At 66.3% G+C, this 26,272-nt stretch carries 34 protein-coding genes; 8 read left to right on the top strand and 26 right to left on the bottom strand.

Features of this window, described 5'->3' with window-relative positions; all coding sequences use genetic code 11:
• Positions 1-13: 13 nt before the first annotated feature.
• Entirely contained in the window at positions 14-487 is a 474-nt protein-coding gene (locus CAP37_RS15765; protein ID WP_086125187.1) for a MarR family winged helix-turn-helix transcriptional regulator, read from the bottom strand.
• Positions 488-596: 109 nt separating this feature from the next.
• Between CAP37_RS15765 and CAP37_RS15760 the strand changes: the two genes are divergently transcribed.
• Positions 597-1,595 (top strand): tripartite tricarboxylate transporter substrate binding protein, encoded by a 999-nt coding sequence (locus tag CAP37_RS15760; RefSeq protein ID WP_179190250.1) that lies wholly within the window; start codon positions 597-599, stop codon positions 1,593-1,595.
• A 16-nt stretch (positions 1,596-1,611) separates the two neighbouring features.
• A complete protein-coding gene (locus CAP37_RS15755) occupies positions 1,612-2,079 on the top strand; it encodes a DUF3237 domain-containing protein (protein WP_086125185.1) in 468 nt (155 codons plus the stop codon).
• On the opposite strand, the gene CAP37_RS15750 is transcribed toward CAP37_RS15755, so the two are convergent.
• Positions 2,066-2,476, bottom strand: coding sequence for a YciI family protein (locus CAP37_RS15750; protein ID WP_086125184.1), 411 nt, complete (start codon positions 2,474-2,476; stop codon positions 2,066-2,068). The two genes, CAP37_RS15755 and CAP37_RS15750, sit on opposite strands and share 14 nt — an antisense overlap.
• Entirely contained in the window at positions 2,473-2,943 is a 471-nt protein-coding gene (locus tag CAP37_RS15745) for a hypothetical protein (RefSeq protein ID WP_086125183.1), read from the bottom strand. The genes CAP37_RS15750 and CAP37_RS15745 overlap by 4 nt, the downstream gene beginning before the upstream one ends.
• Before the next feature lie 43 nt (positions 2,944-2,986).
• On the opposite strand from CAP37_RS15745, the gene CAP37_RS15740 reads away from it, so the two are divergent.
• Positions 2,987-4,072: an AI-2E family transporter gene (locus tag CAP37_RS15740; RefSeq protein WP_086125556.1), complete on the top strand. Its 1,086-nt coding sequence runs from the start codon at positions 2,987-2,989 to the stop codon at positions 4,070-4,072.
• Here the strand turns inward: CAP37_RS15740 and CAP37_RS15735 are convergent.
• From CAP37_RS15735 to CAP37_RS15705, 7 genes are all read right to left on the bottom strand, one after another.
• Positions 4,069-5,226, bottom strand: a complete 1,158-nt coding sequence (locus CAP37_RS15735) for an NAD(P)/FAD-dependent oxidoreductase (RefSeq protein ID WP_086125182.1) — start codon at positions 5,224-5,226, stop codon at positions 4,069-4,071. The two genes, CAP37_RS15740 and CAP37_RS15735, sit on opposite strands and share 4 nt — an antisense overlap.
• Before the next feature lie 74 nt (positions 5,227-5,300).
• The gene (locus CAP37_RS15730; protein ID WP_086125181.1) at positions 5,301-6,569 is read right to left on the bottom strand and encodes an RNA polymerase sigma factor; all 1,269 of its coding nucleotides are present in this window, start codon (positions 6,567-6,569) and stop codon (positions 5,301-5,303) included.
• A 19-nt stretch (positions 6,570-6,588) separates the two neighbouring features.
• Positions 6,589-6,999, bottom strand: coding sequence for a VOC family protein (locus CAP37_RS15725; protein WP_086125180.1), 411 nt, complete (start codon positions 6,997-6,999; stop codon positions 6,589-6,591).
• Positions 7,000-7,021: 22 nt separating this feature from the next.
• Positions 7,022-7,462, bottom strand: a complete 441-nt coding sequence (locus CAP37_RS15720; protein WP_086125179.1) for an SRPBCC domain-containing protein — start codon at positions 7,460-7,462, stop codon at positions 7,022-7,024.
• Positions 7,463-7,484: 22 nt separating this feature from the next.
• Positions 7,485-7,907, bottom strand: a complete 423-nt coding sequence (locus tag CAP37_RS15715; protein WP_086125178.1) for a YciI family protein — start codon at positions 7,905-7,907, stop codon at positions 7,485-7,487.
• A gap of 24 nt (positions 7,908-7,931) precedes the next feature.
• Positions 7,932-8,324 carry a VOC family protein gene (locus CAP37_RS15710; protein WP_218776870.1) on the bottom strand — a complete coding sequence of 131 codons (393 nt, stop codon included), beginning with the start codon at positions 8,322-8,324 and terminating at the stop codon, positions 7,932-7,934.
• 103 nt (positions 8,325-8,427) lie between these two features.
• Complete coding sequence (locus tag CAP37_RS15705; protein WP_086125177.1) at positions 8,428-8,784, bottom strand: YciI family protein; 357 nt, start codon at positions 8,782-8,784, stop codon at positions 8,428-8,430.
• Positions 8,785-8,869: 85 nt separating this feature from the next.
• On the opposite strand from CAP37_RS15705, the gene CAP37_RS15700 reads away from it, so the two are divergent.
• The 3 genes from CAP37_RS15700 to CAP37_RS15690 are packed head-to-tail and all read left to right on the top strand — an operon-like array spanning position 8,870 to position 9,873.
• Positions 8,870-9,151 carry a cupin domain-containing protein gene (locus tag CAP37_RS15700; RefSeq protein ID WP_086125176.1) on the top strand — a complete coding sequence of 94 codons (282 nt, stop codon included), beginning with the start codon at positions 8,870-8,872 and terminating at the stop codon, positions 9,149-9,151.
• A gap of 49 nt (positions 9,152-9,200) precedes the next feature.
• On the top strand, positions 9,201-9,491 hold the full coding sequence (locus CAP37_RS15695; RefSeq protein ID WP_086125554.1) for a nucleotidyltransferase family protein: 291 nt from the start codon (positions 9,201-9,203) through the stop codon (positions 9,489-9,491).
• Positions 9,484-9,873, top strand: coding sequence for a DUF86 domain-containing protein (locus tag CAP37_RS15690; RefSeq protein ID WP_086125175.1), 390 nt, complete (start codon positions 9,484-9,486; stop codon positions 9,871-9,873). The genes CAP37_RS15695 and CAP37_RS15690 overlap by 8 nt, the downstream gene beginning before the upstream one ends.
• Here CAP37_RS15690 and CAP37_RS15685 read toward each other — a convergent pair.
• From CAP37_RS15685 to CAP37_RS15660, 6 genes are read right to left on the bottom strand one after another with little or no spacing between them, the layout of a single operon-like run.
• Positions 9,846-11,063: a tetratricopeptide repeat protein gene (locus CAP37_RS15685; RefSeq protein WP_086125174.1), complete on the bottom strand. Its 1,218-nt coding sequence runs from the start codon at positions 11,061-11,063 to the stop codon at positions 9,846-9,848. The two genes, CAP37_RS15690 and CAP37_RS15685, sit on opposite strands and share 28 nt — an antisense overlap.
• A gap of 11 nt (positions 11,064-11,074) precedes the next feature.
• A complete protein-coding gene (locus CAP37_RS15680) occupies positions 11,075-12,295 on the bottom strand; it encodes a Tm-1-like ATP-binding domain-containing protein (RefSeq protein WP_086125173.1) in 1,221 nt (406 codons plus the stop codon).
• Entirely contained in the window at positions 12,292-12,735 is a 444-nt protein-coding gene (locus CAP37_RS15675; RefSeq protein WP_086125172.1) for an SRPBCC family protein, read from the bottom strand. Before CAP37_RS15675 ends, CAP37_RS15680 begins: the two co-directional genes overlap by 4 nt.
• Before the next feature lie 25 nt (positions 12,736-12,760).
• Complete coding sequence (locus CAP37_RS15670) at positions 12,761-13,591, bottom strand: phosphoenolpyruvate hydrolase family protein (protein ID WP_086125171.1); 831 nt, start codon at positions 13,589-13,591, stop codon at positions 12,761-12,763.
• 45 nt (positions 13,592-13,636) lie between these two features.
• Entirely contained in the window at positions 13,637-14,590 is a 954-nt protein-coding gene (locus tag CAP37_RS15665; protein WP_086125170.1) for a branched-chain amino acid ABC transporter permease, read from the bottom strand.
• Positions 14,587-15,480 (bottom strand): branched-chain amino acid ABC transporter permease, encoded by an 894-nt coding sequence (locus tag CAP37_RS15660; protein WP_086125169.1) that lies wholly within the window; start codon positions 15,478-15,480, stop codon positions 14,587-14,589. Before CAP37_RS15660 ends, CAP37_RS15665 begins: the two co-directional genes overlap by 4 nt.
• Here CAP37_RS15660 and CAP37_RS15655 point away from each other — a divergent pair.
• The gene (locus CAP37_RS15655; protein ID WP_179190249.1) at positions 15,479-16,348 is read left to right on the top strand and encodes an AraC family transcriptional regulator; all 870 of its coding nucleotides are present in this window, start codon (positions 15,479-15,481) and stop codon (positions 16,346-16,348) included. The two genes, CAP37_RS15660 and CAP37_RS15655, sit on opposite strands and share 2 nt — an antisense overlap.
• On the opposite strand, the gene CAP37_RS15650 is transcribed toward CAP37_RS15655, so the two are convergent.
• From CAP37_RS15650 to CAP37_RS15625, 6 genes are all read right to left on the bottom strand, one after another.
• The gene (locus CAP37_RS15650) at positions 16,345-17,049 is read right to left on the bottom strand and encodes an ABC transporter ATP-binding protein (protein ID WP_086125168.1); all 705 of its coding nucleotides are present in this window, start codon (positions 17,047-17,049) and stop codon (positions 16,345-16,347) included. The genes CAP37_RS15655 and CAP37_RS15650 overlap by 4 nt on opposite strands.
• On the bottom strand, positions 17,042-17,839 hold the full coding sequence (locus tag CAP37_RS15645) for an ABC transporter ATP-binding protein (protein ID WP_086125167.1): 798 nt from the start codon (positions 17,837-17,839) through the stop codon (positions 17,042-17,044). Before CAP37_RS15645 ends, CAP37_RS15650 begins: the two co-directional genes overlap by 8 nt.
• Before the next feature lie 14 nt (positions 17,840-17,853).
• Positions 17,854-19,092 carry an ABC transporter substrate-binding protein gene (locus tag CAP37_RS15640; RefSeq protein WP_086125166.1) on the bottom strand — a complete coding sequence of 413 codons (1,239 nt, stop codon included), beginning with the start codon at positions 19,090-19,092 and terminating at the stop codon, positions 17,854-17,856.
• A 144-nt stretch (positions 19,093-19,236) separates the two neighbouring features.
• Complete coding sequence (locus CAP37_RS15635; protein WP_086125165.1) at positions 19,237-20,040, bottom strand: DUF4198 domain-containing protein; 804 nt, start codon at positions 20,038-20,040, stop codon at positions 19,237-19,239.
• 63 nt (positions 20,041-20,103) lie between these two features.
• The gene (locus CAP37_RS15630; RefSeq protein WP_086125164.1) at positions 20,104-20,346 is read right to left on the bottom strand and encodes a hypothetical protein; all 243 of its coding nucleotides are present in this window, start codon (positions 20,344-20,346) and stop codon (positions 20,104-20,106) included.
• Between the two features lie 28 nt (positions 20,347-20,374).
• The gene (locus CAP37_RS15625) at positions 20,375-21,970 is read right to left on the bottom strand and encodes a DUF4331 domain-containing protein (protein ID WP_086125163.1); all 1,596 of its coding nucleotides are present in this window, start codon (positions 21,968-21,970) and stop codon (positions 20,375-20,377) included.
• A gap of 268 nt (positions 21,971-22,238) precedes the next feature.
• Here CAP37_RS15625 and CAP37_RS15620 point away from each other — a divergent pair, with 268 nt between their 5' ends.
• Positions 22,239-22,796, top strand: coding sequence for a DUF6622 family protein (locus CAP37_RS15620; RefSeq protein ID WP_086125162.1), 558 nt, complete (start codon positions 22,239-22,241; stop codon positions 22,794-22,796).
• 57 nt (positions 22,797-22,853) lie between these two features.
• On the opposite strand, the gene CAP37_RS15615 is transcribed toward CAP37_RS15620, so the two are convergent.
• The 4 genes from CAP37_RS15615 to CAP37_RS15600 all read right to left on the bottom strand — a co-directional run bounded on the left by CAP37_RS15615 (position 22,854) and on the right by CAP37_RS15600 (position 26,272).
• Positions 22,854-23,189: a rhodanese-like domain-containing protein gene (locus CAP37_RS15615; protein ID WP_086125161.1), complete on the bottom strand. Its 336-nt coding sequence runs from the start codon at positions 23,187-23,189 to the stop codon at positions 22,854-22,856.
• 10 nt (positions 23,190-23,199) lie between these two features.
• Positions 23,200-24,522: a chromate efflux transporter gene (chrA, locus tag CAP37_RS15610; RefSeq protein WP_086125160.1), complete on the bottom strand. Its 1,323-nt coding sequence runs from the start codon at positions 24,520-24,522 to the stop codon at positions 23,200-23,202.
• Positions 24,519-25,460: a chromate resistance protein ChrB domain-containing protein gene (locus tag CAP37_RS15605; protein WP_086125159.1), complete on the bottom strand. Its 942-nt coding sequence runs from the start codon at positions 25,458-25,460 to the stop codon at positions 24,519-24,521. Before CAP37_RS15605 ends, chrA begins: the two co-directional genes overlap by 4 nt.
• Before the next feature lie 119 nt (positions 25,461-25,579).
• Positions 25,580-26,272 carry a Bax inhibitor-1 family protein gene (locus CAP37_RS15600; protein ID WP_086125158.1) on the bottom strand — a complete coding sequence of 231 codons (693 nt, stop codon included), beginning with the start codon at positions 26,270-26,272 and terminating at the stop codon, positions 25,580-25,582.

The following is a 26,272-nucleotide window of genomic DNA, read 5'->3' as shown; positions in this document are numbered from 1 at the left end:
CCTTGCCCTTCACCTACTGCCGGCTGGGTTTCGAGCGCGGCATCTTCGGCAGATCGAGCGCGGCCAGGTTGCGCTTCGCGCGGTCGGCCAGGCGATCCATCAAACCATCGAGCTGGCGGATCTCATCGCGTTCGAGCTCCAGCAAGAGCTGGCGGTTGAGTTCGATCACCACCGGCAGGAACTCGTCGTAGAGGGCCTGGCCCTCGGGTGTGAGCGACACCCGGGCCTGCCGGCGATCGCTGGGTATCACTTCCCGCACGATCAGCTTCATGTCGGCCAGTGTGGTGACGATGCGCGAGGTGCGAGCGCGGTCCAGCTGGGCCTGGTCGGCCAGTTCGGACGACAGCATGGCGCCGTGCCGTGCCAGCACCACGAGCAGGCGCCATTCGCGCCGAGAAATGCCGTAGCGGGCCTGGCACAGCCGCCCCACAGGCGCCACGGCCACCGCCTGCAGTCGACTCAGGCGGTAGAGAAACAGCTCGGTCATCGATTCGACTCCACTGGGTGAATACCCTGAGGATAGTTGTATTGGTCAACCACCCACTCCGGGCATAGATTCTCGGTCTGCCCACGAACCCATGCCCAGGAGACACCCCATGACCAACCCACACGCACCCCTCACACGCCCCCGCAAGACCCGCATGGCGCTGCTCGCGCTGGTGGCTGCTTTCACCACCTCGCTGGTCAGCGCTCAGGCCTGGCCCGCCAAACCGGTCACGCTGGTGGTGGGCACGCCAGCGGGCGGCTCGGTCGACGCCTATGGTCGGGCACTGGCCGACCAGCTCGCGCGGCAGACCGGTGGCACGTTTCTGGTGGAGAACAAGGGCGGCGCCAACGGCAACCTGAGCGCGGAGCAGGTGAAGAATGCGGCCGCCGACGGACACACGCTGTGGATCAGCACGCAGGCCATGTTCACCATCAACCCATCGGTCTACCCCGCGATGCGCTGGAAGCAGGCCGACTTCAAGCCCATCGCCAAGGGCATCGAGAGCCCGCTGGTATTGGTGACCCACCCTTCTGTACCAGCGAAGACGCTGCCAGATCTGGTGAAGTGGGTGTCGGCCAATCCCGGCAAGGTGAGCTACGCCTCGTTCAGCCCCGGCACACCGTCGCACTTCCTCGGCTTCCAGCTCAACGAGCGCTTCAAGCTGGACATGGTCCATGTGGCCTACAAGGGCAGCGCGCCGCAGATCGCCGACCTGCTCGGCGGTCAGGTGCTGCTCGGCTTCACGCAGCTGCAGGCGGCGCTGCCGCATGTGCAAAGCGGCAAACTCAACGCCATCGCCGTGACATCGAAGGAACGCACGAAGTTCATGCCGCAGGTGCCGAGCCTGGCCGAGCTCGGCCACCCGGACCTCAGCTCCACCGTGTGGTTCGGGCTCATGGCGCCCTCGGCCACACCCCGGGCCGTGCTCGAGCAAATTCAGACCGCCACCGTGAAGGCACAGGGCAACGCCGACTACAAGGCCAAGCTCGAAGCACAGGGCTTCGATGTGCCGCAGGAAAGCGGCGACGAATTCGCCGCCACCATCGCTGGCGAGACCGCCCGCTGGGCACAGGTGGTGAAGGCCACGGGTTTCCGGGCCAACGAATGAACGGGACAATGGCCGCATGAACCATCCCGCCCCACCTCCGCTTTCGTTCTTCGCCACGCTCTCGATTCAAGTTGCCCCGGCCCACGAAGTCGGCCAGACGGCCGCTGGCAACCGGCGCGTCATACCCATCCTCGGTGGGGATGTGCAGGGCGACGGCTGGACCGCGCGGGTGTTGCCCGGTGGCGCCGATTTCCAGGCCATCGTCACGCCCACGCTGGCCCAGCTCGACGCGCGCTACGTGCTCGAAACCGACGCTGGCGATCTGATCTACGTGTGCAACCGCGCAATCCGCGTGGCTTCAAAGGACGTCACCGCCCGGCTGGTGAAAGGCGAGCCGGTGGACCCGGCGCTGGTTTATTTCCGCTGCGCGCCCACGTTCGAGACGGCTTCGGCCTCGCTCGGCTGGATCAACGAGCGGATGTTCATCGGCAGCGGCACGCGGCTGCCCGACCGCGTGGAGATTGCCTGCTTCACCGTGTTGTAGGAGCCGTTGCAGCAGCCGGCGTTTCGCTGGTCACCGCGAACGCACTCGCGCGCACGCCCTCGATCGGCCGCACCTCGAAAGACAGGCCATAGGCCAGACAGGGGTTGTCGGCCGCAATGCGCGCGGCTTCGTCCAGGCTGTGCGCCAGAATCCACCAGTAGCCCCCCACCACTTCCTTGGCTTCGGCAAACGGCCCGTCGATGATCCGTTCGCGGGTGACGAGCCGGGCCTCCCGCGCCAGCCGCTGGCCGGGCCTCATCTGACCCTTGGCCACAAGGTCTTCGTGCCAGTCGTAGAACTGATCGATGGCGGTCTGGATATCTTGCGGAGACGCATCGGCGTCCCACTGGCCACGCGAGATGACGAGGTACTCGCCGGGCTCCTTGGCGTCGTTCATTCGATGGGCTCCTTCACGGTGATCGAGTCGAAACCCAGGTGCTGCATGAGCTCGCGCAGGATCAGCACCCAGGCGGTGAACCCCGCATCGGTCGGCAGGCCGCTCGATGCGGTGGGCCGGCCCTGAGCGATCGCGACGAGGTCGTTGAACACGCGCTCGACGTGTTCGACCGACAAGGGCGGCGCCGGGTCTTCGCCGGGCCGCGACAGCACCACAAGATGGCGCGCCTCGGCGTCGTGCGTCACCAGCTTGGTGCCCGGCGGCAAGGTTTTCGCGACCGGCATCAGGATGTCTTCGACGAACGCGATGGCGTTCTCCAGCTCGAGCGGGGAAGGTGGCTCGTTGCGCCATGGCCCTGAGCCGAGTTCGCGGGTGCCCAGGTACAACAGCGTGTCGACGCCGGGATCGGTGGTGGCGGTCAGTCGGGTGGACTGTTCGCCGATGTGAAGGGTGGTGATGCGGTCCATGACGCACTTTATCGGCTCCGGCGGGGCGTGTCAGAATTTCCGCATGCCCCCAGTTCTTCCCGCCTCTCTCGTCGCCCGTGGTCTTCTGCTCCTGTTGCTGGCCGCCGGTGTCTTTTTCTTCCGGGGCTTCGTGGTGCCCGTGCTCGCGGCGCTGATCGTCGGTTTTGCCAGCTGGCCGCTGTACGAACGCCTGGTGGCACGCTGCCGGGGCAGCACCACGCTGGCGGCCAGCCTGGCGCTGCTGGTGGTGCTGGCGGTGCTGGTGGCGCCGCTCATGCTGGCGCTGCACTACGCCCTGCAGGAGGCCACGCTGCTGGTGAACTGGCTGCTGGCGGCCAACCGCAACGGTGCCGCCGTGCCCGCGTGGATCGCCGCGCTGCCCTTCGTGGGCGAGCAACTGGCCATCTACTGGCGCGAACACCTGGGCGCACCAGGCGCGCTGGGCGAATGGATCCAGCTGCTGAGTGGCCAGCACGTGGGCAACATCTACCGCATGGCGCTGGCCGCCACGGGCAACCTGTTCAACCTGGCGCTCACCATCCTCTTCATGCTGATCACGCTGTTCTTCATCTACAAGGACGGCACGCGCATCGCGGCGCAGCTCGACGTGGTGGGCGAGCGCGTGCTGCACCAGCGCTGGCAGCGGTTCTCTCGCGTGGTGCCGGCCACGGTGAGCGCCACCGTGATCGGCATGGGCGTGATCGCGGTGGGCGAAGGCGTGGTGCTGGGAGTGGCCTACTGGATCGCCGGTGTGCCTTCGCCCGTGCTGCTCGGCGTCATCACGGGGTTCATGGCGCTGGTGCCGGGCGGCGCGCCGCTGTCGTTCACGCTGGTCTCGCTCTACCTGGTGGGCTCGGGTCACCCCGCTGCCGGTGTGGCACTGTTCGTCTGGGGCGCGGTCGAACTTTTCATCGTCGACAAGACGCTGCGCCCGCGTCTGGTGGGCGGACCGGTGAAACTACCTTTTCTGCCCACCTTCTTCGGCCTCGTGGGCGGCGTCACCACCATGGGCTTTGTCGGCCTGTTCGTGGGACCGGTGCTGATGGCGCTGCTGGTGGCGATCTGGCGTGAGTGGCTGCACAGCATCGAGGCGTCGAACCCCGTGGACGCCGCGCGCCCGCCGACCTAGCTGCGGCGCACGTGCTCGGCCACCGCTTTCGCCTGCGGCCCGATGGAGCGCAACAACCCGCCCGGCTGGCGCACGTCGAAGCCCACGAAGTACACGCCTTCCAGCGCACCATGGCCCACCGTGTCCGGTGGCATGCCACGCGCATCCAGCGGCAAGCTCGTGCGGGGAAACAGCTCGCGCAGCGCGGCGTCGTAGCCGGTGGCCAGCAGCACCACGTCGAAGGGGTGTTCTTCGCCACCGATGAACCGCACGCCACCGGGGGTGAGCGTCTGGATGCCGGGATAGATCTGGATGTCACCGGCCTTGATGCGCCGCACGGTGCCCACGTCGATGACGGGTGTGCGACCTTCTTCGCGCAACTGGCGCAGCGGCGAGATCGACGCGGTGTGCAGGCCGTAACGGCTGAGATCGCCCACAGTGAGGTTGCGCAGCACCACGGCGAGCGCATCGCCCCAGGCCGCGGGCAGCTTGCTCAGCGCGATGCTCGAGAGCTGGGTGGGCCGGCCCAGCACATCGCGCAGCACGATGTTGACCGGTGAACGCACGGAGAGCGCGGCGCGCACGCCGTGCTCCACCAGATCCAGCGCGATCTCGGCCCCGGTGTTGCCCATGCCCACCACCAGCACGCGCTGGCCAGCGAAAGGCGCGGCGTTGCGGTAGCTGCGGCTGTGCAGGATGCGCCCGCCGAAATCAGCCTGCCCCGGAAACTCGGGCGAGCTCGGCTTGCGGTTGGCGCCGGTGGCCAGCACCACGTGGCGCGCGGCCAGGCGCTGCCCTCCTCCGGCGGTGGTGGCGCTCCAGCGCGCCAGGGTACCGGCTGGCGCAGGCTCGATCGCGACCACCTCTTGCCCCAGCTCGGGCCGAAGGTCATGGTGCTCGGCGTAGGCCATCAGGTACTCCACCACGCCCTCGCGCGGCACATAGCGCGGCGCGCTGTCGGGAAACGGCAGGCCAGGCAGCGCCGAGTGCGACTTGACGGTGTGCAGGTGCAGGCGCTCGTAGTGGTGGCGCCAGGATGAAGCCTGTTCGAGCGCACGGTCAACGAGCTTCACGTCCAGCCCCAGCGGTGCCAGGCAGGCGGCGGTCGCCAGACCCGCCGGCCCCGCGCCAATGACCAGGACGTCGTGGAAGGTGGTTTTTGTTGTGGGATCCATAGGGGCCTGGTGTGGCCCCAGTGTGGCCCTCCATCAGTGGGAGGGCCATGGGGGTTTCACCGGGGCCGGCTTCGTCAACCCAGCGCCGCCGCCCGTTCCAGCAGAAAGGCCTTCTCGCGCTGATTGCCCGCGAGATCGGCAGCGCGCTCGAACTCGGCGCGTGCCTCTTCGCGCCGGCCCAGTTTTTCGAGCAGATCACCGCGTACGCTGGGCAGCCACTGGTATCGCTGCAGGGCTTTTTCTTTCATGAGCGCGTCCACCAGCACGAGGCCAGCCGCCGGGCCGGCGTGCATGGCCACAGCCACCGCGCGGTTGAGTTCCACCACAGGCGAGGGCGCCACGCGGGCGAGTTCGCCATACAGCGTGGCGATGCGGGACCAGTCGGTGTCGCTCGCGCGCCGCGCGCGTGCGTGGCAGGCGGCGATGGCCGCCTGCAGGTGGTAGGGGCCCGGCGCGCTGGTGAGCAGGTCGGCACGGTCGAGCGCGGCCAGCCCACGGCGAATGAGCAGGGGGTCCCAGCGCGCACGGTCCTGTTCGGCCAGCAGCACGGGGCGCCCCTCGGCGTCGGTGCGCGCTGTGGTGCGCGAGGCCTGTATTTCCATGAGTGCCAGCAGGCCGTGCACCTCCGGTTGCTGCGGCGCAATCTGCGCCAGCATGCGCCCCAGGCGCAGCGCCTCATCGCACAGCGCGGGGCGCATCCAGTCGCTCCCGCTGGTGGCCGTGTAGCCCTCGTTGAACACCAGGTACACCACCTCCAGCACCGAGGCCAGGCGCTCGCCCAAGGCACCAGCGCGCGGCACCTCGAAAGGCACGCCGGCCTCGCTCAGGCTGCGCTTGGCGCGCACGATGCGCTGGGCAATGGTGGCCTCGGGCACCAGGAAGGCACGCGCGATCTCGTGCGTGGTGAGGCCACCCAGCAGCTTGAGCGTGAGCGCCACGCGCGCGTCGGTGGACAGCACGGGATGGCAGGCGGTGAAGACCAGGCGCAGCAGGTCGTCGCCAATGTCGTCCTGCCGGGCCTCGTCCAGGGCGTCCACGAAATCGGGCACGTGCGTGGTGCCGAGCGCTTCCATGTCGGCCGCAATGTCTTCGTGCCGCGCATCGGCCATCTGCCGGTGGCGAATGTGATCGAGCGCGCGGCGCTTGGCGGTGGTCATGAGCCAGGCACCCGGGTTGTCGGGGACGCCGTCGGCAGGCCAGTGTTCGAGCGCGGCCACCAGTGCATCCTGCGCCAGTTCTTCGGCCACACCGATGTCGCGCACCATGCGCGCCACGGCCGCCGTGACGCGCGCGGATTCGAGGCGCCAGACGGTGGCAATGGCCTGGTGGACACTGGAATGCATGCGCAGGAATCTACATCGTCTACATCTGTGCCGGCGCAGCGCTCATGTCCATCCAGAACACCTCCCACTGGTGGCCGTCGAGATCGGCAAAGCCGTGCTGGTACATGAAGCCGTGGTCCTGCGGCGCGTTGGGCGTGGTGCCGCCAGCGGCCACGGCCTTGGCCACAATCTGGTCCACCTCGTCGCGGCTGTCGCACGAGAGGGCAATCAGCACCTCGGTGGCCTTCTTGGCGTCCGAGATCGGCAACTGGGTGAAGCCTTTGAAGAACGGCTCGACCAGCAGCATGGCGTAGATGTGAGGCGCAATCTCCAGGCAGGCGCCCTGCTCGTTGGTGAACTGCTGGTTGAACGTGAGGCCCAGGGCCTTGAAGAAGGCCTGGCTCTTGCCCATGTCCTTGATGGGCAGGTTGACGAAGATTTCGCGAAGCATGGTGGGTTCTCCTGGGGTGGGTTCAGTTCGTGCGTTCGCACAGGGACTTGAGTGACGCGAGCGCGCGCGGCCAGGTGTCGGCCATCATCGCTTCGTACCCCGTGAAACTGTCGATGACCACGTTCACTCGGGTGCCACCAGCCTCTTCGGTGAAGGTGTAGTTTTCGTAGCAGGGAGCCCACGCCCGCACGGCTTCGCTGGTGGTGTCTTCCTTGCCGTTCTCGATGAAACCGAGGTGCCGGATGGACACGAACTCGGCCGGGCGGTGCTCGGCGATTTCGGACACCATGCCGTGGCCGGCCGGGTCCAGGAAACGGATGCGAGCGCCTGGGTCCCAGGAACCCTCGAAACGCGAGCCTTCGCAGAAGGCGCTGGTCCATTGTTCGTAGGTGGGTGCTTCCAGCATGGTGGCCCACACACGCTGGCGCGGCGCCCGGATGAAGATGTCGAAGTGTTGCTTCATGGGTTCTCTCCTTTGAAGTGGTTCAACGGGTGCGGGCGTCGAGCTTCTTGAAATCCTCCAGCGGCTGGCTGGGCGGGAAATCTTCCATCTCGTACAGCTGGCGCAGCTCGATCACGGCTTCCTTGCCGCGACCGGCAGGATTCGGAAAGCGCCGGCTCCATTCCAGCGCCTCTTCTCGCGAACGCACCTGGATCAGGGTGTAGCCGGCAATGAGTTCCTTGGCCTCGGCAAACGGGCCGTCAACCACGCGCTTCTTGCCGTCGGCGCTGTAGTGCACGCGCCAGCCCTTGCGACTGGGATGCAGGCCCGAGCCATCGAGCAACACACCGGCCTGGGCCAGTTCCTCGTGGTAGCGGACCATCTCCGCCATCAGTGCTTCGTCGGGCGCGGGGCTGGTTTCGGCCTCGAATTCGTCGCAGGATTTGACGATGATCATGAATCGCATGGCGTTCTCCTTGCAGACGGGAAATCACATGGCCAGGGGTTGCATCAGGCTGTGGCGGTTGCCTTCGGTGTCGAGGAAGGCCACGTACTCGCCCACGCCGGGGATGGACATGGGTTCACCCAGCACTTCGCCACCGGCCTTGCGCACGCGTGCCATCGCCGCCTGGATGTCTTCCACGCCGATCACAACCCCAGGGTACTGCGCGGGCCAGTCGGGCTTGAACGGGAACAAGCCGCCGCCAATGGCTCCTGCAGGGGCGCCGGGCTTGGCGTCGGAAAGGGCGGTGACCACGGTCACGTAGTGGCCCATTTCCTCGCCCAGCATCTGGCACTGCCAGCCGAATGCGCTGGAGTAGAAGCGCACCGCGCGCTCGCGGTCGCGGTAGGGCATCTCGAAATGGACGACGGGATTCATCATGGTGTGCTCCTGTGACTTGTAACGGCGAGGACTCAACCGGTACGACGAAACAGGCGGCTCAACTTCGACCCCGAGAGCTAAGTAAAAACCCTAGGCGTGACGTTCAGTCGTAACAAGGTCCCAGAGCCCGCACCTCCACCGTGGCCCATTCTGCCGCCGGGCATTCGTGCGCAATTGCCACCGCTTCCGCCATGCTGTCGCAATTCAGCAGGAAGAAGCCGCCGATCATTTCCTTGGCTTCGGCGAAGGGGCCGTCGAGCACCTGGGCCTTGGGGCCGCCGGCCTTGCTCACACGCACCGCGCCCGCTTCGGACGCCAGCGACTCCACCGCCAGCAATTTGCCGCGTTCGCGCAGCTCATCCCCAAAGCGCACCATGCGCGCATAGACCTCGCGGCCCTGGGCTTCGGTGCGCGTAGCACGCTGGCCGACGGGTTCAATGATCAACAACATGTGGGACATGCACCACCATCCTTTCGATGTACACGGAGCGAGGGCGACATGCTACCGCTTGACCGCTCACCACAAACCCCCACAATGCCAAGCCATGCCCAATCTCAACTTCGACACCTTCCGCATCCAGGCCTTGACCGAGGGATTCGACGAAGTCCTGGAACGCCAGTGGGACCCCCTGACTCTGCTGGACATGCACTCGCACCCGTTTGCGGTGAAAGCGCTGGTGACACGCGGCGAGATGTGGCTCACGGTGGGGGACCTCACCCGCCAGCTCCGCCCGGGCGACGCCTTCGAAGTGGGCCGCGACGTGCTGCACGCCGAACGCTATGGCAAGGAAGGCGCAGCTTACTGGGTGGCGCGGCGCAACGATTGAGGGGCTGCAACACCGAGCCGAACTTGCGCATTTCCAGTACAGTTTGCCCGTGGACCGCTCTCTGACCCTCTCTCTGCTGAAGCAAAACAAGGACGAACTCGCCCGACGGTTCGCCGTGCGCGAGCTGTCGTTGTTTGGTTCGACGGCCCGAGGCACCGCCAGATCCGACAGCGATGTGGACGTGCTTGTCTCCTTTGACGGACCTGCCAACTCCGAGCGCTACTTTGGCGTGCAGTTTTATCTGGAAGACCTGTTGGGTTGCTCTGTCGATCTGGTCACAGACAAGGCGCTGCGGGCAGAATTGCGTCCTTTCATTGAACGGGACCGGCTGCATGTCTGAGCCACTGGAACGGGAGTGGCGGTTTTACGTCGAGGACATGGTTGGTTTCTGCAGCAAGGTCCTGAGCTACACCCAGGATCTTGATGCCAGTTCATTTGCGGGCAGCGGCATCCATTACGACGCAACTTTGCGAAACATCGAGCTGGTGGGTGAAGCCGCGACCCATATTCCAGAGAAAATTCGGCGCGCACACCCGGAAATTGCCTGGCGAAAGATCATCGCCACACGCAACCGGCTGATCCATGGCTACCTCGGCATCGACAACGATGTGCTGTGGAGCATCGTGCAATCCGACATTCCGCAGTTGCTGGAGCAGTTGCGAATCCTCCAGAGCCAAGGTGAGACCAGTCGTCTTCAGCCCACCGGCTCCAGCAACACATAAATCCCCATCACCGGCTTGCGCTGGTCCTCGCGCAGCGGTGCCTGCCAGGTCTTCTGCACGCGAAATCCATGGGCCAGGGCGAGCCTCTCCACGTAGCCGGGTGAGTGTGCGTAGCGCAGGCTGGGCAGCAGTTGCAGTTCGGCGTTGCCGCGGGCCAGCTCCACCGAGAAGGCGAAACAGCCGCCACGCCGCAAACGCTGGCTGATGGCGGCAAAGACTTCGTCGAGTGCGCCCACGTAGATGAAGACGTCGGCGGCGATCACGAGGTCGGCGGGCGTGGATTCTTCGCGCAAAAAACCCAGCAGGTCGCCATGCACCACGCGGCGGTAGGCGCCTGTGGCGCGTGCCTGCTTCACCATGGCCTCGGCCAGGTCCACGCCGTCCACCGCATCGGCCTGCTCGCGAATGAGCTGGCCGCACAGACCAGTGCCGCAGCCCAGGTCGAGCACTAGCGGATAGCGTCGGCCCGATTCGCGCAGCGGCGCCAGCAGCGTCTGGTGGGCCTGGTATCGCAATTGCTCCACGAGGTGCGTCTGGAAATCGTCGGCGTACTCGTTGAACAGCGTCTCCACGTAAGCGCGTGGTGGTTGCGGTGGCGTGGCATCGCCACCGCGCACCGAGGCCAGGTAGAAGCGGTGCAGGGATTCGTCGGCCCCGTGGGTGAGTGCCTGCTCGAAACACAGGGCGGCTTCGGCGTGGCGACCAGCGTCGCGCAGCAGGCTGCCGCGCTGGCTCCAGGCGTCGGCCAGCGTGGCGTCGAGCGCCAGCGCTTCGTCCAGCGATTGCAGCGCTTCCGCGGGGCGCTCCAGGTGCAACTGGCACAGCGCGAGCGAGAGCCACAGTTGCGCAGTGGCCGCGCCCAGCCGCATGCCCTGCTGCAGCGCCTGCGCGGCGGGTTCCCACTGGCCCAGGGCTTCGCTGGACAGGCCGAGCGCCACCCACGCGTCGCGGTGTTCGGGGTCGGCTGCGGTGGCCTGCTTCAGGTGATCGATCGATTCGGCCCAGAGGCCAAGCCGGCATTCGGTGACGCCCAGGTTGGCCAGCACCGACGGCCTGCCGGGCACCAGCGCCAGCGCGGCCTGGTAGCTGGCGCGGGCTTCGGCGAGGCGTCCGGCACCGAAGTGCTCGTTGCCTTCAAAAAATCGGGTTCTGGCCTGTTCGGTGGTGGTGCCTGGGGTGTCGTCGCTCATGGCGCGACACCTTACACCACCACCGCCCTCACCTGCTCGGCCACGGCCACCGCAAAGGCGGGATCGTTGATGTGGTGCGGCAGCTGGATCAACCGGTGCGTGTCGGTGACGGTGAACAGGCGCTCCAGCGTGTTGAACAACACCGCATCGGCAGCGGGGTCGTGAAACGGCTGGCCGGGCGCGTCGATCATCGACAAACCGCCCAGGGGCAACAGCAGGCGCACCGGGCCACCGGCGCGGTTGAGCTGCTCGGCGATGCGTTGTGCGGCCGCGGCCAGCTCCTGCGCGTTGCTGCGCATCAGCGTCACGTTGGCGTTATGCACATGAAAGGTGCGGCCTTTGTGCCGTTCGGGGATGGTGCTGGGCGCGCCCCAGTTGATCATGTCCAGCGCACCGACCGAACCCACCCACGGCAGGCCGTGGCGGGCGGCAGCGTCGAGCCGGTTCGGGCCGGCGTCGCACACACCACCGGCCAGGTGCTGGCCCACTTCGGTGGTGGTGAGATCGACCACGGCGCGCAGCATGCCGGCGGCGGCCAGCGCTTCCAGCGTGCGGCCACCCGCGCCGTTGGCATGAAACACCTGCGCATCGAATTCGTTGATCAGCATTTCGCGCACGGCCTGCACGCAGGGCGTGGTCACGCCGAACATGGTGAGGCCGATGGAGGGTTTGTCGTCTGCGTGGTCCACGGGCGCGCGATGCAGCAGCATGCCGGCAAGGGCGTGCGCCGCGTTGGCCAGGATGGTGCGCGAGAGGCGGTTGAGCCCGGCGATGTCGGTCACCGGGTACATCAGCGTCATGTCGACTACGCCCACGTAGGCCGACACATCGCCCGCCGCCATGGTGGACACCAGCAGTTTGGGCACACCGATGGGCAGCAGGCGCATGGCCGGCGCGATCATCGAGCTGCCGCCTGAGCCGCCCACGCCCAGCATGCCTTGGATTTCGCCAGCCGCCAGGCGCTGGCGCACCAGCGCAGCCAGCGCATCGCCCATGGCGATCACGGCCTCGCCCCGGTCGCTGGGTTCAAACACCGCCGCTGCGCCGCGCGGGTGGTGGCTGGCCACGGCGCGGGCTTCGATGTCGGCCACACCCGGTGCGCTGCGCGTGCCGATGTCTACCGTGACCACGCGCAGGCCGGCCGCGCGCAGCAGGCCCGCCAGGTAGTTCAGCTCGGCGGCCTTGGTGTCGAAGGTGCCCACCACCCAGGCGGTGGGTGGCTTCCTGCTCATTTCCGTTTCTCGTAATGCGTGTTCACACACTCGAAGAAGGTGCGAAAGGTGCCTTTCACGCGCTCCTGCGCCTCGGCTTCCTGGTCGGCGGGCACGTCCCATTCGGCCCACCATTCACCGAAGCATCGGTTGCCTTCGGTGATGGGCAGCAGGTGCATCTCGGCCACGTAATTGGTCCACGGCGCGTCGATGTGCAGGATTTTGTAGCGGCAGCGGTGGGTGTCGTCGGAGAGCGCGAGCAACTGCTCGCGCAGGTACCCGCCGTCTTCGCGCACGGTGAAGTGGCGCACGCAGCCGATCTGGTCCGACGGCTTGCCGTCTTCGATGTAGGACTTCTCGAAGTAGGGGTGGTAGTTGCCGAGCGCACCGAAGTCGCGCAAGTACGACCATGCCTGATCGATGGTGGCGTTCATCACCGCGCTCACATATACCCGGGCCATGTGTGTGTCTCCTCTCGTTGGGGTTTCAGAAATTCAGGTTCTTGTAGCGTTCCACGTGCGACTTGATCGCTATCTCGGTGGGCAGGCGCTCCATGCTGCTCGCGCCATAAAAGCCGTTGCAATGTCTGCTGTGCTTGAACACGTAGTCCACATCTTCGGGCGACGATATGGGCCCGCCGTGCGCGATCACGATCACGTCCTTGCGCACCCGGCGCGCGGCTTCGCCCCATTCGTCGATGAGCTTCACCGATTCGGCGAGCGATCTGGCCGACGTGGCACCGATGGTGCCGCCCGTGGTCACGCCCAGGTGCGGCACCACGAAATCGGCACCGGCTTCGGTCATGGCCACGGCCTCCTCGGCGGAGAACACATACGGCGTGGTCAGCAGATCGAGCGCATGGGCTTCGCCGATCATCTCGACCTCGGTGGCGTAGTTGATGCCGGTCTCCTCGAGGCTCTGGCGGAAGGTGCCGTCGATGATGCCCACGGTGGGGAAGTTCTGCACGCCGGAAAACCCGAGGTCTTTCAGCTTCCGGAGGAACACCGGCATGATGACAAAAGGGTCGGTGCCGTTCACGCCGGCGATCACCGGCGTCTTCTTCGCCACCGGCAGCACCTCGCCGGCCATCTCCAGCACGATGTCGTTGGCGTTGCCATAGGCCAGCAGACCCGCCGACGACGCACGCCCGGCCATGCGGTAGCGGCCCGAGTTGTAGATGACGATGAGGTCGATGCCGGCGGCCTCTTCGCACTTGGCGGATATGCCGGTGCCGGCGCCGCCACCAATGATGGGCACACGGCGTTGCACCATGTCCTGGAACTTCGCCATCAGGGCTGAGCGTTCGAAACGCGGCATGGGGGTCTCCTTGAAATGGAAAACGGGGTTGTCTGGTTGAAACGATCAGGGACCGCTGCGCGGATGCGGGCGCAGCGCCGCCACCGCGCCGGCAATGCCACTGCGGAAGGAGAGCACGCACACCATGAAGATCAGGCCGGTGACCAGCGTGACCCAGCCGCCAAAGGCATCGAGGTAGTACTGCAGGCCCACCACCAGCGCCGCACCGATGGCGGGGCCGAACACGGTGTGCATGCCGCCGAGCAGCGCCATCAGCACCACGTCCCCCGAGAGGTGCCAGTGCACGTCGGACAGCGCAGCCAGCTGGAACACCAGCGCCTTCATGGAGCCCGCCAGGCCGGAGAGCGCGGCCGAGAGCACGAACAGCATGAGCTTGTAGCGCTCCACGGGGTAGCCGAGCGAGCGCGCACGCGGCTCGTGCTCGCGGATGGCCACCACCACATGACCAAACGGTGAATGCACTACGCGATGAATGAGCCACAGGCCTGCGATGGTGAGGAACAGCACCAGGTGGTACATGGTGAAGTCGCTGCGCAGGTCGATGAAGCCCAGCAGCGTGCCGCGCGGAATCTGCTGCATGCCGTCTTCTGCGCCGGTGAACGGCAGTTGCAGAAAGATGAAATACACCATCTGCGCCAGCGCCAGCGTGATCATGGCGAGGTAGATGCCCTGGCGGTGTATGGCCAGGCCGCCCACCACCGCGCCCAGCACCGCCGCCGCGCCCGTGCCCAGGAGCAAGGCCAGCTCGGGCGGCAGGCCCCAGTGTTTGGCGGCGAGGCCGGTGACGTAGGCCGCGCTGCCGAAGAATGCCGCGTGGCCGAACGACATCATGCCGCCGAAGCCCAGCAACAGGCTGTAGGCACAGGCAAACAGCGCCATGCACAGCAGCTTCATCACGAACACCGGGTAGACCAGCTGCGGCGCCCAAGGCACGACCAGCAGCGCCAGCACCACCACGGCCATCAAGACTTTCTGCCAGGTCGGCATCGTCTTGTTCATGCCGCACCTTCCTTGCCAAAGAGACCGCGTGGCCGGAACAGCAGCACCAGCGCCATCACCACGAAGATCACCGTGGTGGAGGCTTCGGAGTAGAAGACCTTGGTGAGCCCTTCGATCACGCCGATGCCCAGCGCGGTGACGATGGACCCCAGCACCGAGCCCATGCCGCCAATGACCACGATGGCAAACACGATGATGACGAGGTTGGAGCCCATGCCCGAGTTCACATGCAGGATGGGCGCGGCCAGCACGCCGGTGAATGCCGCCAGCGCAATGCCGCCGGCGTAGGTGAAGGTCAGCAGCAGCGGCACGTTGACGCCGAACGATTGCGTGAGCTGCGCTTTCTCGGTGGCTGCGCGCAGGCGCGCGCCCAGCGGAGTGCGCTCGATCAACCACCAGGTGAGCAGGCAGGCGCCCAGCGCCGCAAAGATGACCCAGGCGCGGTAGATCGGCAGCACCATGAAGCCGAGGTTGAACACACCCTGCAGGTTGGCGGGCACGGGGTAGGGCTGACCCGAGGTGCCGTAGGCCACCCGAAAGCCGCCTTCGAGCACCAGCACCAGGCCAAAGGTGAGCAGCAAGCCGTAGATCGGGTCCAGGCCGTAGAGGCGGCGCAGCAGCCCGCGCTCGAACAGGCCACCGAGCGCGCCCACGATGAGCGGCACCAGCACGATCGCCGCCCAGTAACCCCAGCCCAGGTAGAGCTGCAGCATCCACGCGCCGAACGCACCCACCATGAAGAAAGCGCCGTGCGCGAAATTGACGATGCGCAGCAGGCCGAAGATGACCGCCAGCCCCAGACTGAGCACGGCGTAGAAACAGCCGTTGACCAGACCCAGCATGAGCTGCCCCGCCAGCACGGGCAGGGGAAGACCGAATACCTCAATCATGTGCGGTCCCTATGATGCGCAGGCCATGCCGTCGAAACATCCCGATCTCTCCCGTGAAACCCTGGTGCTGGGTGATGACACCGTGCAGACGGTGGTGCGTGCCGAGCAGTGCGACGCATTGGCTGCGCGCCACATTGCCCACGTGTCGGTGCTCGACGCCGCCGCGCCCTACACCGTGGTGCGAACCAACCTGAGTGGCGCCTTCATGCAGGTGTGCCTGGGCGGCGAGGGGCAGACGCTGCTGGACGGCCGCTGGTACACGCACAAGCCCGGCAGCGTCACGTTTGCACCCGCGCACGTGCTGCATGCCTTCCATTGCGTGCCCGGCAAACGCTGGCAACTGGCGTGGGTGCGCTTCAAGCCCGACTCGGTGCGCTCGGTGGACGGCGCCATGGCGCCCACCATGACCGCGTTCGACGGCCGCGTGCTGCAGAACGCCATTCTGGGTCTGGCCGCCGAGATGGAAGGCGCCGCCGACCCCGGCACCTGCGTGGTGTGGGTGGATGTGATCGAGCGCTATGTGGCGCGCATTCTGGAGCCGCTGCAACGCGAGCCGCGCCTGGTGCCGGTGTGGAACGCGGTGAAGCACGACCTGGCGCGCGACTGGACGCTGGCCGACCTGGCGGCACTGGCCAACACCAGCGAAGAACACCTGCGCCGCCTGTGCCAGAAGAACCTGGGCCGCAGCCCCGGCAAGCAGCTGACCACGCTGCGCATTGCGCACGCCGCGCACCTGCTGGCCACCACCACCGAGAAGATCGAAGCCATTGCGCACGCGGTGGGGTATGTGAACCCGTTTGCGTTTTCCAACACCTTCAAACGCTTGACGGGATTTCGCCCGTCGGACTACAGATTGCGCCATCTCTAGACCCCGATCCTTGAAGTGATGGCGTCGAAGTCGCGCAACAGCGTGGCCGCGTCGAAGGTGTCGGTGATGCGACCCGACTCCATGAGGCAATGGCGGTCCGCCAGCTCGGCGGCGAAGTGCACGTTCTGCTCCACCAGCACGATGGTGTAGCCACTCGCCTTCAGCCGGCGAATCAGATCGCCGATGCGGTCGACGATGACGGGGGCGAGACCCTCGGTGGGCTCGTCGAGCAACAGCACGCGCGCGCCGGTGCGCAGAATACGCGCAATCGCCAGCATCTGCTGCTCGCCGCCAGAGAGGTGTGTGCCCGCCGAGCCCGCGCGCTGGGCGAGGTTGGGGAACAACTCGAACAGTTCGGCCTCGCTCATGCCGCCTTCGGCCACCACCGGTGGCAGGCGCAGGTTTTCCCGCACGGTGAGCGATGCGTAGATGCCCCGGTCGTCCGGACAGAAGGCAATGCCCAGCCGCCCGATGTGGTGCGGCGCGAGGCCGATGAGTTCCTTGCCTTTGAAGCGGATGGAACCCTGGCGCTTGTCCATCATCCCCATGATGGATTTCAGCAGCGTGGACTTGCCAGCGCCATTGCGCCCCAGCAAGGTGATGAGTTCGCCTTCGCGCACCTCCAGGCTGGCGCCGTGCAGCGCCTGGCTGGGGCCATACCAGGCGCGCAGGTCTTGCACTTTCAGCAAGGGCTCAGCCATGGTTCGACTCCGCAACAGCACCCGTGTGGTGCTTGCGCTGCCCCGCATGCCCATGACCCAGGTAGGCCTCCACTACGCGCGGGTCTTTCGATACGGTGGCGTAGTCGCCCTCGGCCAGCACCTCGCCGCGTGCGAGCACGGTGATGCGGTCGCACAGGTCGGCCACCACCGAAAGGTTGTGCTCCACCATGAGCACGGTGCGGCCGCGCGCCGCCTGGCGAATGAGCGCGGCGGCCTGGGCAATGTCTTCAGCGCCCATGCCGGCCATGGGTTCGTCGAGCAGCAGCACGCGCGGCTCCAGCGCGAGCGTGGTGGCCAGTTCCAGCGCGCGTTTGCGGCCGTAAGGCAGCTCACCGGCCAAGTGGTCGGCCCATTCGGAGAGGCCAGCTTCGGCCAGCAGTTCGCGGGTGCGGTCGTCGTACATCGACAGCGCCTTGTCGCTGCGCCACCAGTCCATGGAATGTCCCCGCCGGCGCTGCACCGCCAGGCGCACGTTTTCAAACACGCTGAGTTGCCCGAACACGGCCGAGATCTGGAACGAGCGCACCAGCCCCAGGCGCGCCACGGCATCGGCCGGCGTGCGCGTGATGTCGCTGCCCTGGAAGTGGATGCGCCCGGCGGTGGCGTCGATGAAACGCGTGAGCAGGTTGAAGCAGGTCGTCTTGCCGGCTCCGTTGGGGCCGATCAGGGCGTGGATGCTGCCCTCCTGCACCGACAGGTTCACATTGGATACCGCGTGAAACCCGTGGAAGGTGCGGGAGAGCCCCTGCGTTTGCAGAATGGCGGTCATGGTCGCAGAAGCGTCTACTTCTTGACCAGGTAGCAGGTGCTTTGTGCGAGCGGCATGAAGGCTTGATCGGCGGGGATGGTCTTCACGGCTTTCAGGTAATCCCACGGACCCTTGGACTCAGCCGGCGTCTTCACTTGCCACAAATACATGTCGTGCACCATGCGGCCGTCTTCGCGGATCTTGCCGGCCTTGGTGAACATGTCGCTGATGGGCATCTCGCGCATCTTGGCCGACACGGCATCCGGGTCGTCCGAGCCCGCGGCCTGCACGGCCTTCAGGTAGTGCATGGTCGACGAGTAGTCACCCGCGTGCGCCATGTTCGGCATCTGGCCGCCCACGCGCTGCTGGAAGCGTCTGGCAAACGCGCGCGAGTCGTCGTTCATGTCCCAGTACCAGGCGTTGGTGAGCTGCAGGCCTTGCGCGGTGGGCAGGCCGAGCGCGTGCACGTCCTGAATCCACAGCAGCAGCGCGGCCAGCTTCTGGTTCTTGGTGAGGCCGAACTCGTTGGCCGCCTTGATGGCGTTGATGGTGTCGTTGCCGGTGGACGCCAGGCCCACGATCTTGGCCTTGGAGGCCTGCGCCTGCAGCACATACGAAGAGAAGTCGGTGGTGCCCAGCGGATGGCGCGCAGCGCCCACCACGCGGCCCTTGCTGGCGCGCACCACGTCGCCCACCTGCTGTTCCAGGCCGATGCCGAAGGCGAAGTCCACCGTGAGGAAGAACCAGGTGTCGCCGCCGGCTTCCACCACCGCGCGGCCGGTGCCGTTGGCGAGCGAGTACGCGTCGTAGGCGTAGTGCACGGTGTAGGGCGAACACTGCGCGTTGGTCACGCCCACGTTGGACGCGTTGTTCACGATGGCGTGGCGCTTCTTCTCTTTGGCCACGCCGGCCACGGCCAGCGCCACGCCCGAGTTGGCCAGGTCGTTGATCATGTCCACGCCGCCGTCGTACCACTCACGCGCCTTGGCCGCGCCCACGTCGGCCTTATTCTGGTGGTCGGCAGAAACCACCTCGATGGTCTTGCCGAACATCTTGCCGCCGAAGTCTTCCACGGCCATCTTCACGGCCTCGACCGCGCCCTTGCCCGAGATGTCGGCGTACACGCCGGAGATGTCCGTCAACACGCCGATGCGCAGCACGTCGTTGGAAAGTTTGCCCTGTTGTTGATTGGCCGGCGCCGGCGTTTGCGCCTGAGCCACGCCCACGCTGGCCGCGGCGACAACCGTTGCGGCTGCCCACAGTTTCAGTTCCATGCTCTTTGTCTCCTGATTGGTTGTAGCCCCGAACCCGGTGTTCGAGTGCGGCCAATGCTAGGAGAGGGGTGCGTGGGAAACCATGGGCGGGAGGCACAGGGGGATACTCAAAATCCACACCGCAACGACACCTTTGCGCAGATGTCAGGGCACCGCGGGAAGCGCAAAAGTGAGGTTCGCCCAGTGGCTGTCCCACTCCTGGCCGTGCCCCTCCGTGTTGGGCACCATGTGCACCACGCTGACCATCCAGGTGCCGGTCCACGGCAGGGTGGTGATGCTCTTGCCGGAGGCGTCGGTGCGGGTGGTCAGCATGTCAAATTGCTCCCCGCGCCGGCTCCACAGCTTCACCAGCGCACCGGGCAACGGTGCGCCCTTGAACAGAACCTCCACAGGGAGGGCTTCACCCGCTTTCAACCGTTGCGGATTTTTCAGCGGCACGATCTCCAGCGTCTGGCCCGTGCGCTTGGCAAACACCTTGTCGGTCTTGCCCCCCACGTTCAGCAACGTCTTCACGTGGCGGCGGTACCGCTCGCGCCCGGGAGCCGCGCTCTGTCCGCTGGCTTCGCGCAGGGCAATCACATGTTCAAGACCGTCCTCACGGAGGTAGGCGGTGAACTTGTCGGCGGAAAGCTCGGTGGTGACCGGCTGTGTGTCCAGCGCGACGATTTGCGCACCGGGCCGATCGAACGCGAGGGCCACGGCGCCCTGCTCGGTGGCGGGCAGCTGGCGCGTGAGGTCCTTTGTCCCGCGCAGGCTGTGCCAGCGCAGTGAAATCGCCATGGGTTGTCCGAAACCCACGGGCTCACCCAGGAAGCCTTCACCCACTCGGAGCGAGAGCTTCACGGGCGCATTCGCGGCCGGCGAGAAACGGTCCGGCGTCATCCAGAATTCGTGCGCCTGCGCGGTTGAAACCAGCACAAGCAGGCTTGAGAAGATCCATTTTTTCATGTGAGAAGCGGGTCGACGCAAGCGCTGCGCCGACCCTTCCGGTTGGATGTCGAGGATCCGCTGTCAGACGGTGTCGTCGACCGGCAGCGGGGTGTTGTCCAGCGGCTGTGGTTCGCTGGATTCGTCGGTCTGCGCGATCAGCTGGTTCATGTAGTCCAGCAACGATTGCACCGTGGTGCCCATGAAAGGCGCGGCGGGCGCTGGCTGTGCCGGTGCGGCAGCGTCGCCGCCACCGCCACCACAGCCGGCGAGCGCTGCGGTGGCAGCGGCAACGATCAGCAGACTTCTTGCAGGATTTTTTGGCATGGTGTGTCCTTGGTGTCGTGGATGGACATCACAGGTTCGAGGCGCCGGCGTTGGGCGTGTTCAGGTAGGGGAACGCGTCCTGAAATGGCACCACGGCCTGGTCCACGGCGTCGTGGATGTTGGCCGATCGGGCACCCAGCGGCACGCTGGAGGCTCGGCAGGCGGACGTCAGCGAAGGCACGCCCGGCACACTGTTGAGCCCCAGCGCGTTGCTGTCGCCATTGATCACGCACAGACCGCCCAGCACCGCCACCAGAGCAATGTCGACCACGTCGTCTTTGGGACGACGGCCGTTGGGAAAGCCGGCGTTGTCGTTGACCTTGTTGGGGTCGGTGTTGAGCGCGTTGCCGGCCACGCCCAGGCGGTTCTGGCTGGCGAACGGCACGGGCGGCACCGCGGTGTTCAGGCGCAGCATTTCCGACGGCGTCGGGTTGGCGGGCTTGTTCACGCCGGTGATGCCGGTCAGGAAGGTGGTGGCGAGGTCGGTGCGCGGCAGGTTGGTGGGCGCCACGGCCGCTGGGTTGCCGGCCAGCACGAGGCCCAGCAGGGCCGGCAGTGTGGGGTTGGTCACGTAACCCAGAAACTGGCCATCGTCCCTGGGCGCCGACGCGTTGAACTTGTCCTTGTCACCCAGGCCAATCACCACTTCGTTGACCAGCGGGTTGCCCAGGCGAGACACCTGCGTCCACGCGCCACCGGCTTTCTCGCTGGCCTGGTGGCCCGCCGCCGGGCTGCCATTGAGCAGGCGCGCCTGGCGCAGGCTGGCCGTGGTCCAGCCGCCAATGACGGTCTCGCTGCCTGCGGTGAGGCAACTGGCATGCACTTCGAGTGCCAGCGAGGTCACGTTCTGCTTCTGGATGTAGTGGTTGCCGTTGGCGCCTTCGGCGTCGCGGGCTGCGGGGTTGAGCAACAGATCGACCGGGGCATTGACCAGGTCGAAGATGCGACCGAGGTTGACCGCGAAGCCTTCCTGGCGCTGGCCCACGAACACTTTGGCGGGCACATTGCAGCCGGGGATGTTGACCGTGTTGATGTGCCGGTCGGCGTAGGCTTTGTAAGCAGCGGCGTTGCCCAGCGTTTTCTCGCCGATGTAGTCGACCGGTTTGGGCAGAGAGGCCGCCACGGTCTGCACGCTGCCCTTGCGGCGGTCGCCCCGCACCACGGTCAGGCTGTAGCTTTCGTTGAGGTTGAGGTTGGGGTCGTTGACGGTGGACACGGTGCCCGCCTGAATCAGCGGAATCTGCACACTCTGGTTGCCGATCGGCAGGGCCACACTGTTGAGCTTGTTCTGGAAGCGGAACTGGAAGGTGACGTCTTCCCTTGCGTCACCGTTGTTGTCCACGTGGATTTCATACAGCGCGTTGGGGTCCATGGAGAAGTAATTGGGGCCACCGTAGGGACCTTGCAGTGGCTGGTAGTTGGCAATGAGGGTCACGAACTCGGATCGCCCGCCCGTGCCATTGCTCGCCACACCTTCGTAGCTGCGAAACATGTAGAAATCGGTACCGTCCACCTTGGGTGAGGTGGTGATGAAGGGGGCTTCGCGGTGGCTCGACGCAATCGCCGCGCCGGCGACAGCCATCAACAGACATCCTTTGGCGATGGATGCGGGTTTCAGTTTCATGGGGTGCTCCTGGGTTGTGGTTGCAGCGATCTGCCTACCCAGTACGTGCGCGGGAGCGTGATGGATTTGACAAATTGAATGACCACGGCAGCGCCACGGATATGGAGGCCTGCAACCGGGGCAGAGGCATGGCGCAACTCACCCCGCCCTGGACACCGTTCGCGGCCCGATACCCGGGTTTCGTCTCAACGGCCTTTCCAGCTGAGGGAGCCCCATGCACAGTGCGGCCTCGCACTCCGCTTCAACCCATCTGTCCAGGAAAACCCCCATGCTGCTCTCACTCGTCTCCCACCATCCCGAGGCCGTGGTACCGATCCTGCGCGGCACACCCCTGTGGGTGTGGGGCCTGCTCGTGGGTCTGGTTGCGTTGGGCGTCAGCCAGCTGCGCGACCGCACCGCCAGCCTGGCGCGGGTGTCGCTGCTGCCGCTGATCATGACCACCCTCTCGGTGTCGGGCACGTTCTCGGCCCTGGGCTCAACGCCTCATCGGGCCATTGCCATCCTGGCCTGGCTCGCGGCGGCGGCGCTCGCCTTTGTGCTGCTCTCCCGTGGCCAGAGCACAGCGCAATACGACCCCGCGCGCGGGGTGTACCGCTTGCCAGGCAGCGTGGTTCCCCTGCTGCTGATCCTGGGCATCTTCCTGGTGAAGTACGTGGTGGGGGTGGATCTCGCCATGGAGCCGCAGCTGGCGCAGAACTCACCGTATGTGCTGTGCGTCGCGGGGCTGTACGGCGCGTTCACCGGCGTCTTTGTTGGCCGCGCCGCACGCCTCTGGCGCCTTGCGCTGCGCCCCGCAGTTGCGGGTGTTGCCACGACGGCAACGTAACCGCCTTCGGCCACCCATCCGGTTGTGGTTCGGCTGTGGATTGGCGGTTCTTCGACCCTATTCCTTGTCCACGACCGGCATGCCGGCCTGGCTCCAGCCTTCAATGCCGCCACGCAGGTAGCGCGCGCTCACACCCAAGCCGCGCAGTTGCTGCGCGGTGTTGCGGCTGACCTCGTGGCCGTGGACGCAGTAGACCGTGACAGGCCGATCGCGCGGCACGAAGGCCGCCCACTGCGTCACCTGGGCGGGGTCGCGCCAGGTGGCGCCGGGCAATTGGGTAGTGGCTTGTTCGAAGGCGCCAGTGCGCCGCACGTCCAGCACCAGGCTGCCGGCCACATTGGCGTGTTCCGCCACCATGGCCTCGTCGGCGGGTTCAGGCGTATGGGTATCCATGCAGAGTTCCTCAGCGCAGCAGGGTGAAAGCCAGCCCGACCGCCGCGCATGCGCCGAGCAAGGGGAGAACGCCGACCTTGAAACGGAACAGCGCCACCGCAGCCGCCACCGTGATCGCGGCCGACACGGCGTCGAACGCGCCCTGGAAGCCCTGCGGCCACCACACGTGGTACGCAAAGAACAGGGCGAGGTTGAGGATGACGCCCACGACCGCGGCGGTGATGGCCGACAGCGGCGCGGTGAAGCCGAGTTTGCCGTGAGTGGATTCCACAAGAGGGCCGCCCGCCAGGATGAACACGAAGGACGGCAGGAAGGTGAAAAAAGTGACCGCCGTGGCGGCCAGTGCGGCGCCGAGGAACAAGGCGTCCGGCCCCAGCACGGCCTGATTCCAGCCACCCACGTAGCCCACAAACGCCACCACCATGATCAGCGGGCCGGGCGTGGTTTCACCGAGTGCCAGGCCGTCGATCATTTGCGGGCCGCTGAGCCACTGAAAGGTTTCAACAGCGCCCTGGTACACGTAGGGCAGCACCGCGTAGGCGCCACCGAAGGTCAGCAGCGCGGCCTTGGTGAAGAACCAGCCCATCTGCGAAAGCGTCGCGCTCCAGCCCTGCCAGGCCACCAGCGCACCCATGGCCAGCAGCCAGAGCGCGAGCCCCACCGCCAGCACGCGCGCCAGCCGGCCATAGGAGAACACCGCATGCGATGGGGTGGGCGTGTCATCGTCGATCAGCGCGGGTCCGTAACCCTTGACGGCACTGTGCCCGCCACCCAGCGTGAACACCTGCGGCCAGCGCCGGGACCCCAGCCAGCCGATGAGCCCGGCCGCCGCCACGATGGCGGGAAACGGGGTGTCAAACGCGAAGATGGCGACGAATGAAGCGGCGGCGATGGCCCACATCCAGCCGTTCTTGAGCGCCCGCATGCCGATGCGGTGGGCCGCGTGCAGCACCAGCGCCGTGACGGCGGGCTTGATGCCGTAGAAGAGTCCGGCGACCACAGGCACGTCGCCAAAGGCGAGGTAAATCCACGACAGCGCAATGAGGATGAACAGGGATGGCAACACGAACAAGGCGCCGGCCACGATGCCGCCCCAGCTGCGGTGCATGAGCCAGCCGATGTAGGTGGCCAGCTGCTGCGCCTCGGGGCCGGGCAGCAGCATGCAGTAATTCAGCGCGTGCAGGAAGCGGTTCTCGCTGATCCAGCGACGGCGCTCGACCAGCTCGGTGTGCATGATGGCGATCTGCCCCGCCGGGCCACCGAAGCTGATGAAGCCGAGCTTGAGCCAGAAGCGCAGCGCCTCGGCGAAAGAAACAGGATCTGGGCGGTTCATGGTCTTGCCGGCTGGGCCGGGTTGGCGAAGAGAGCGTCGAACACGGTGCAGGCCGCGTCCAGCAAAGTGTCGTCATCGGGGTGCAACGCACGCAGGCCGGCCAGCACGGCTTCGAGGCCGCTGGCTTCGGGCGTGGGCATGCCGCCTGCGTCCAGAAAATGCACGGCCGCGCCCAATCGGCTCAGGCGGGTGTCTTGCTCCAGCCCGAAACTGGCCAGCAGCACCTCGAACGTGACGCGCGCGCCGACGTGGCTGAAGCGCGCTCCGTCGAAATCGAAACCCACCGCACCACGTGGCAGCGCCTTGACCTCGTCCATCCAGGTGAACTGCGCCTGCGGATCGATGAAACGTCGAATCAGCCAGGCGCTTGCGAGCCGGTCCACCCAGGGTCGTGCCCGGGTGGCCCAGCGCTTTCCCTTGAATTTGCGCGTGTCCAGCCTGGCGATGCCGTGGTCGGCCACCGCGCGGGGCTCGTTGTGTGAGAAGCGGGCGTCCAGCGCCGCGCGTGCGTCGGCCAGCGCAGCGTCGGCCTGCAGCGCGGCTTCGCCGGGGTAGTAGTCGATGGCTTGAATGTCGCGCTGCGCCTGCTCGATGGCGCGCCACTGCCGTCTCGCTTCCGTTTCACCGGCGGCGGGCAACGCGGCCAGCCAGTCGTCCAGCGTGTTGCGCCATTGCGCGTAGGCCGCGCTGCGATCGAACAGGGCCAGCACTTCTTCACGCTGCGCATCGTCGATGGGTGTCAGCCACATCACCTGGGCTGCGCCGCCGTGCTGGCGCACCTCATCAACCAGAGGCTCGAAGCTTTCCTGCTCTTCCTGCGGGAGCAGATAGGCGCCATCTCGCAGAAGCGGGCAGCCCAATGCCTTGAGCGCGCGCCAGACGCGCAGCCGCACCGCCGTGGGCTGGGTGGGCAGGGTGAGAAACAGGACGGACCACATGTTTGAAATGTAGCCTACGTCGGATGAAATAACCACTACTTCATCCGTGGACCCAAATCCGTCCTCCAAGGTGCAAGGTCTGTTGAAGCCTCCTTGTGTTCTTCACGCCACCCAGCAGGTTATTCGTCGCGGCCGCCGGCCAGGCCCAGCAGGGACAGCAGGGCCTGGAACACGTTGAACAGGCTGAGGTACACGCCCAGGGTGGCGGTGATGTAGTTGGTTTCCTCGCCGTCCTGCACGCGCTTGAGGTCGTACAGGATGAAGGCCGAGAAGATGCCGATGGCCAGCACCGAGAGCGTGATCATCAGCGCGCTGGACTGGATGAACACGTTGGCAATGCCCGCCACCAGCAACATGATCATGCCGATGAACAGGAACTTGCCCATGTTGCTGAGGTCGCGCTTGACGATGCTGGAGAGCGAGGCCATGCCGAAGAAGATGGCGGCCGTGCCGCCGAAGGCCGTCATGATCAGACTCGCGCCGTTGGAAAAGCCGAGCACCGTTGCCACCAGCCGCGAGAGCATGAGGCCCATGAAGAAGGTGAAGGCCAGCAACACCGGCACGCCCGCGGCCGAGTTCTTGGTTTTTTCAATGGCGAACATGAAGCCGAAGGCGCCGCCAAGGAACACGATCAGGCCCACGAAGCCGGTGAGCCCGGCGGTGATGCCGGTGGCTACGCCGACCCAGGCGCCCAGCACGGTGGGCAGCATGGAGAGCGCGAGCAGCCAGTAGGTATTGCGCAGCACTCGGTTGCGCGCGGTGGTGTCGAGCGTTGAAGCGGACGGGGCGTAGGTGTTGAGCGGTGTGTTCAT

Source organism: Hydrogenophaga sp. IBVHS1, assembly GCF_002127265.1.
Lineage (GTDB): Bacteria > Pseudomonadota > Gammaproteobacteria > Burkholderiales > Burkholderiaceae_C > Hydrogenophaga.
This window is presented reverse-complemented; position numbering and strand designations above follow the sequence as displayed.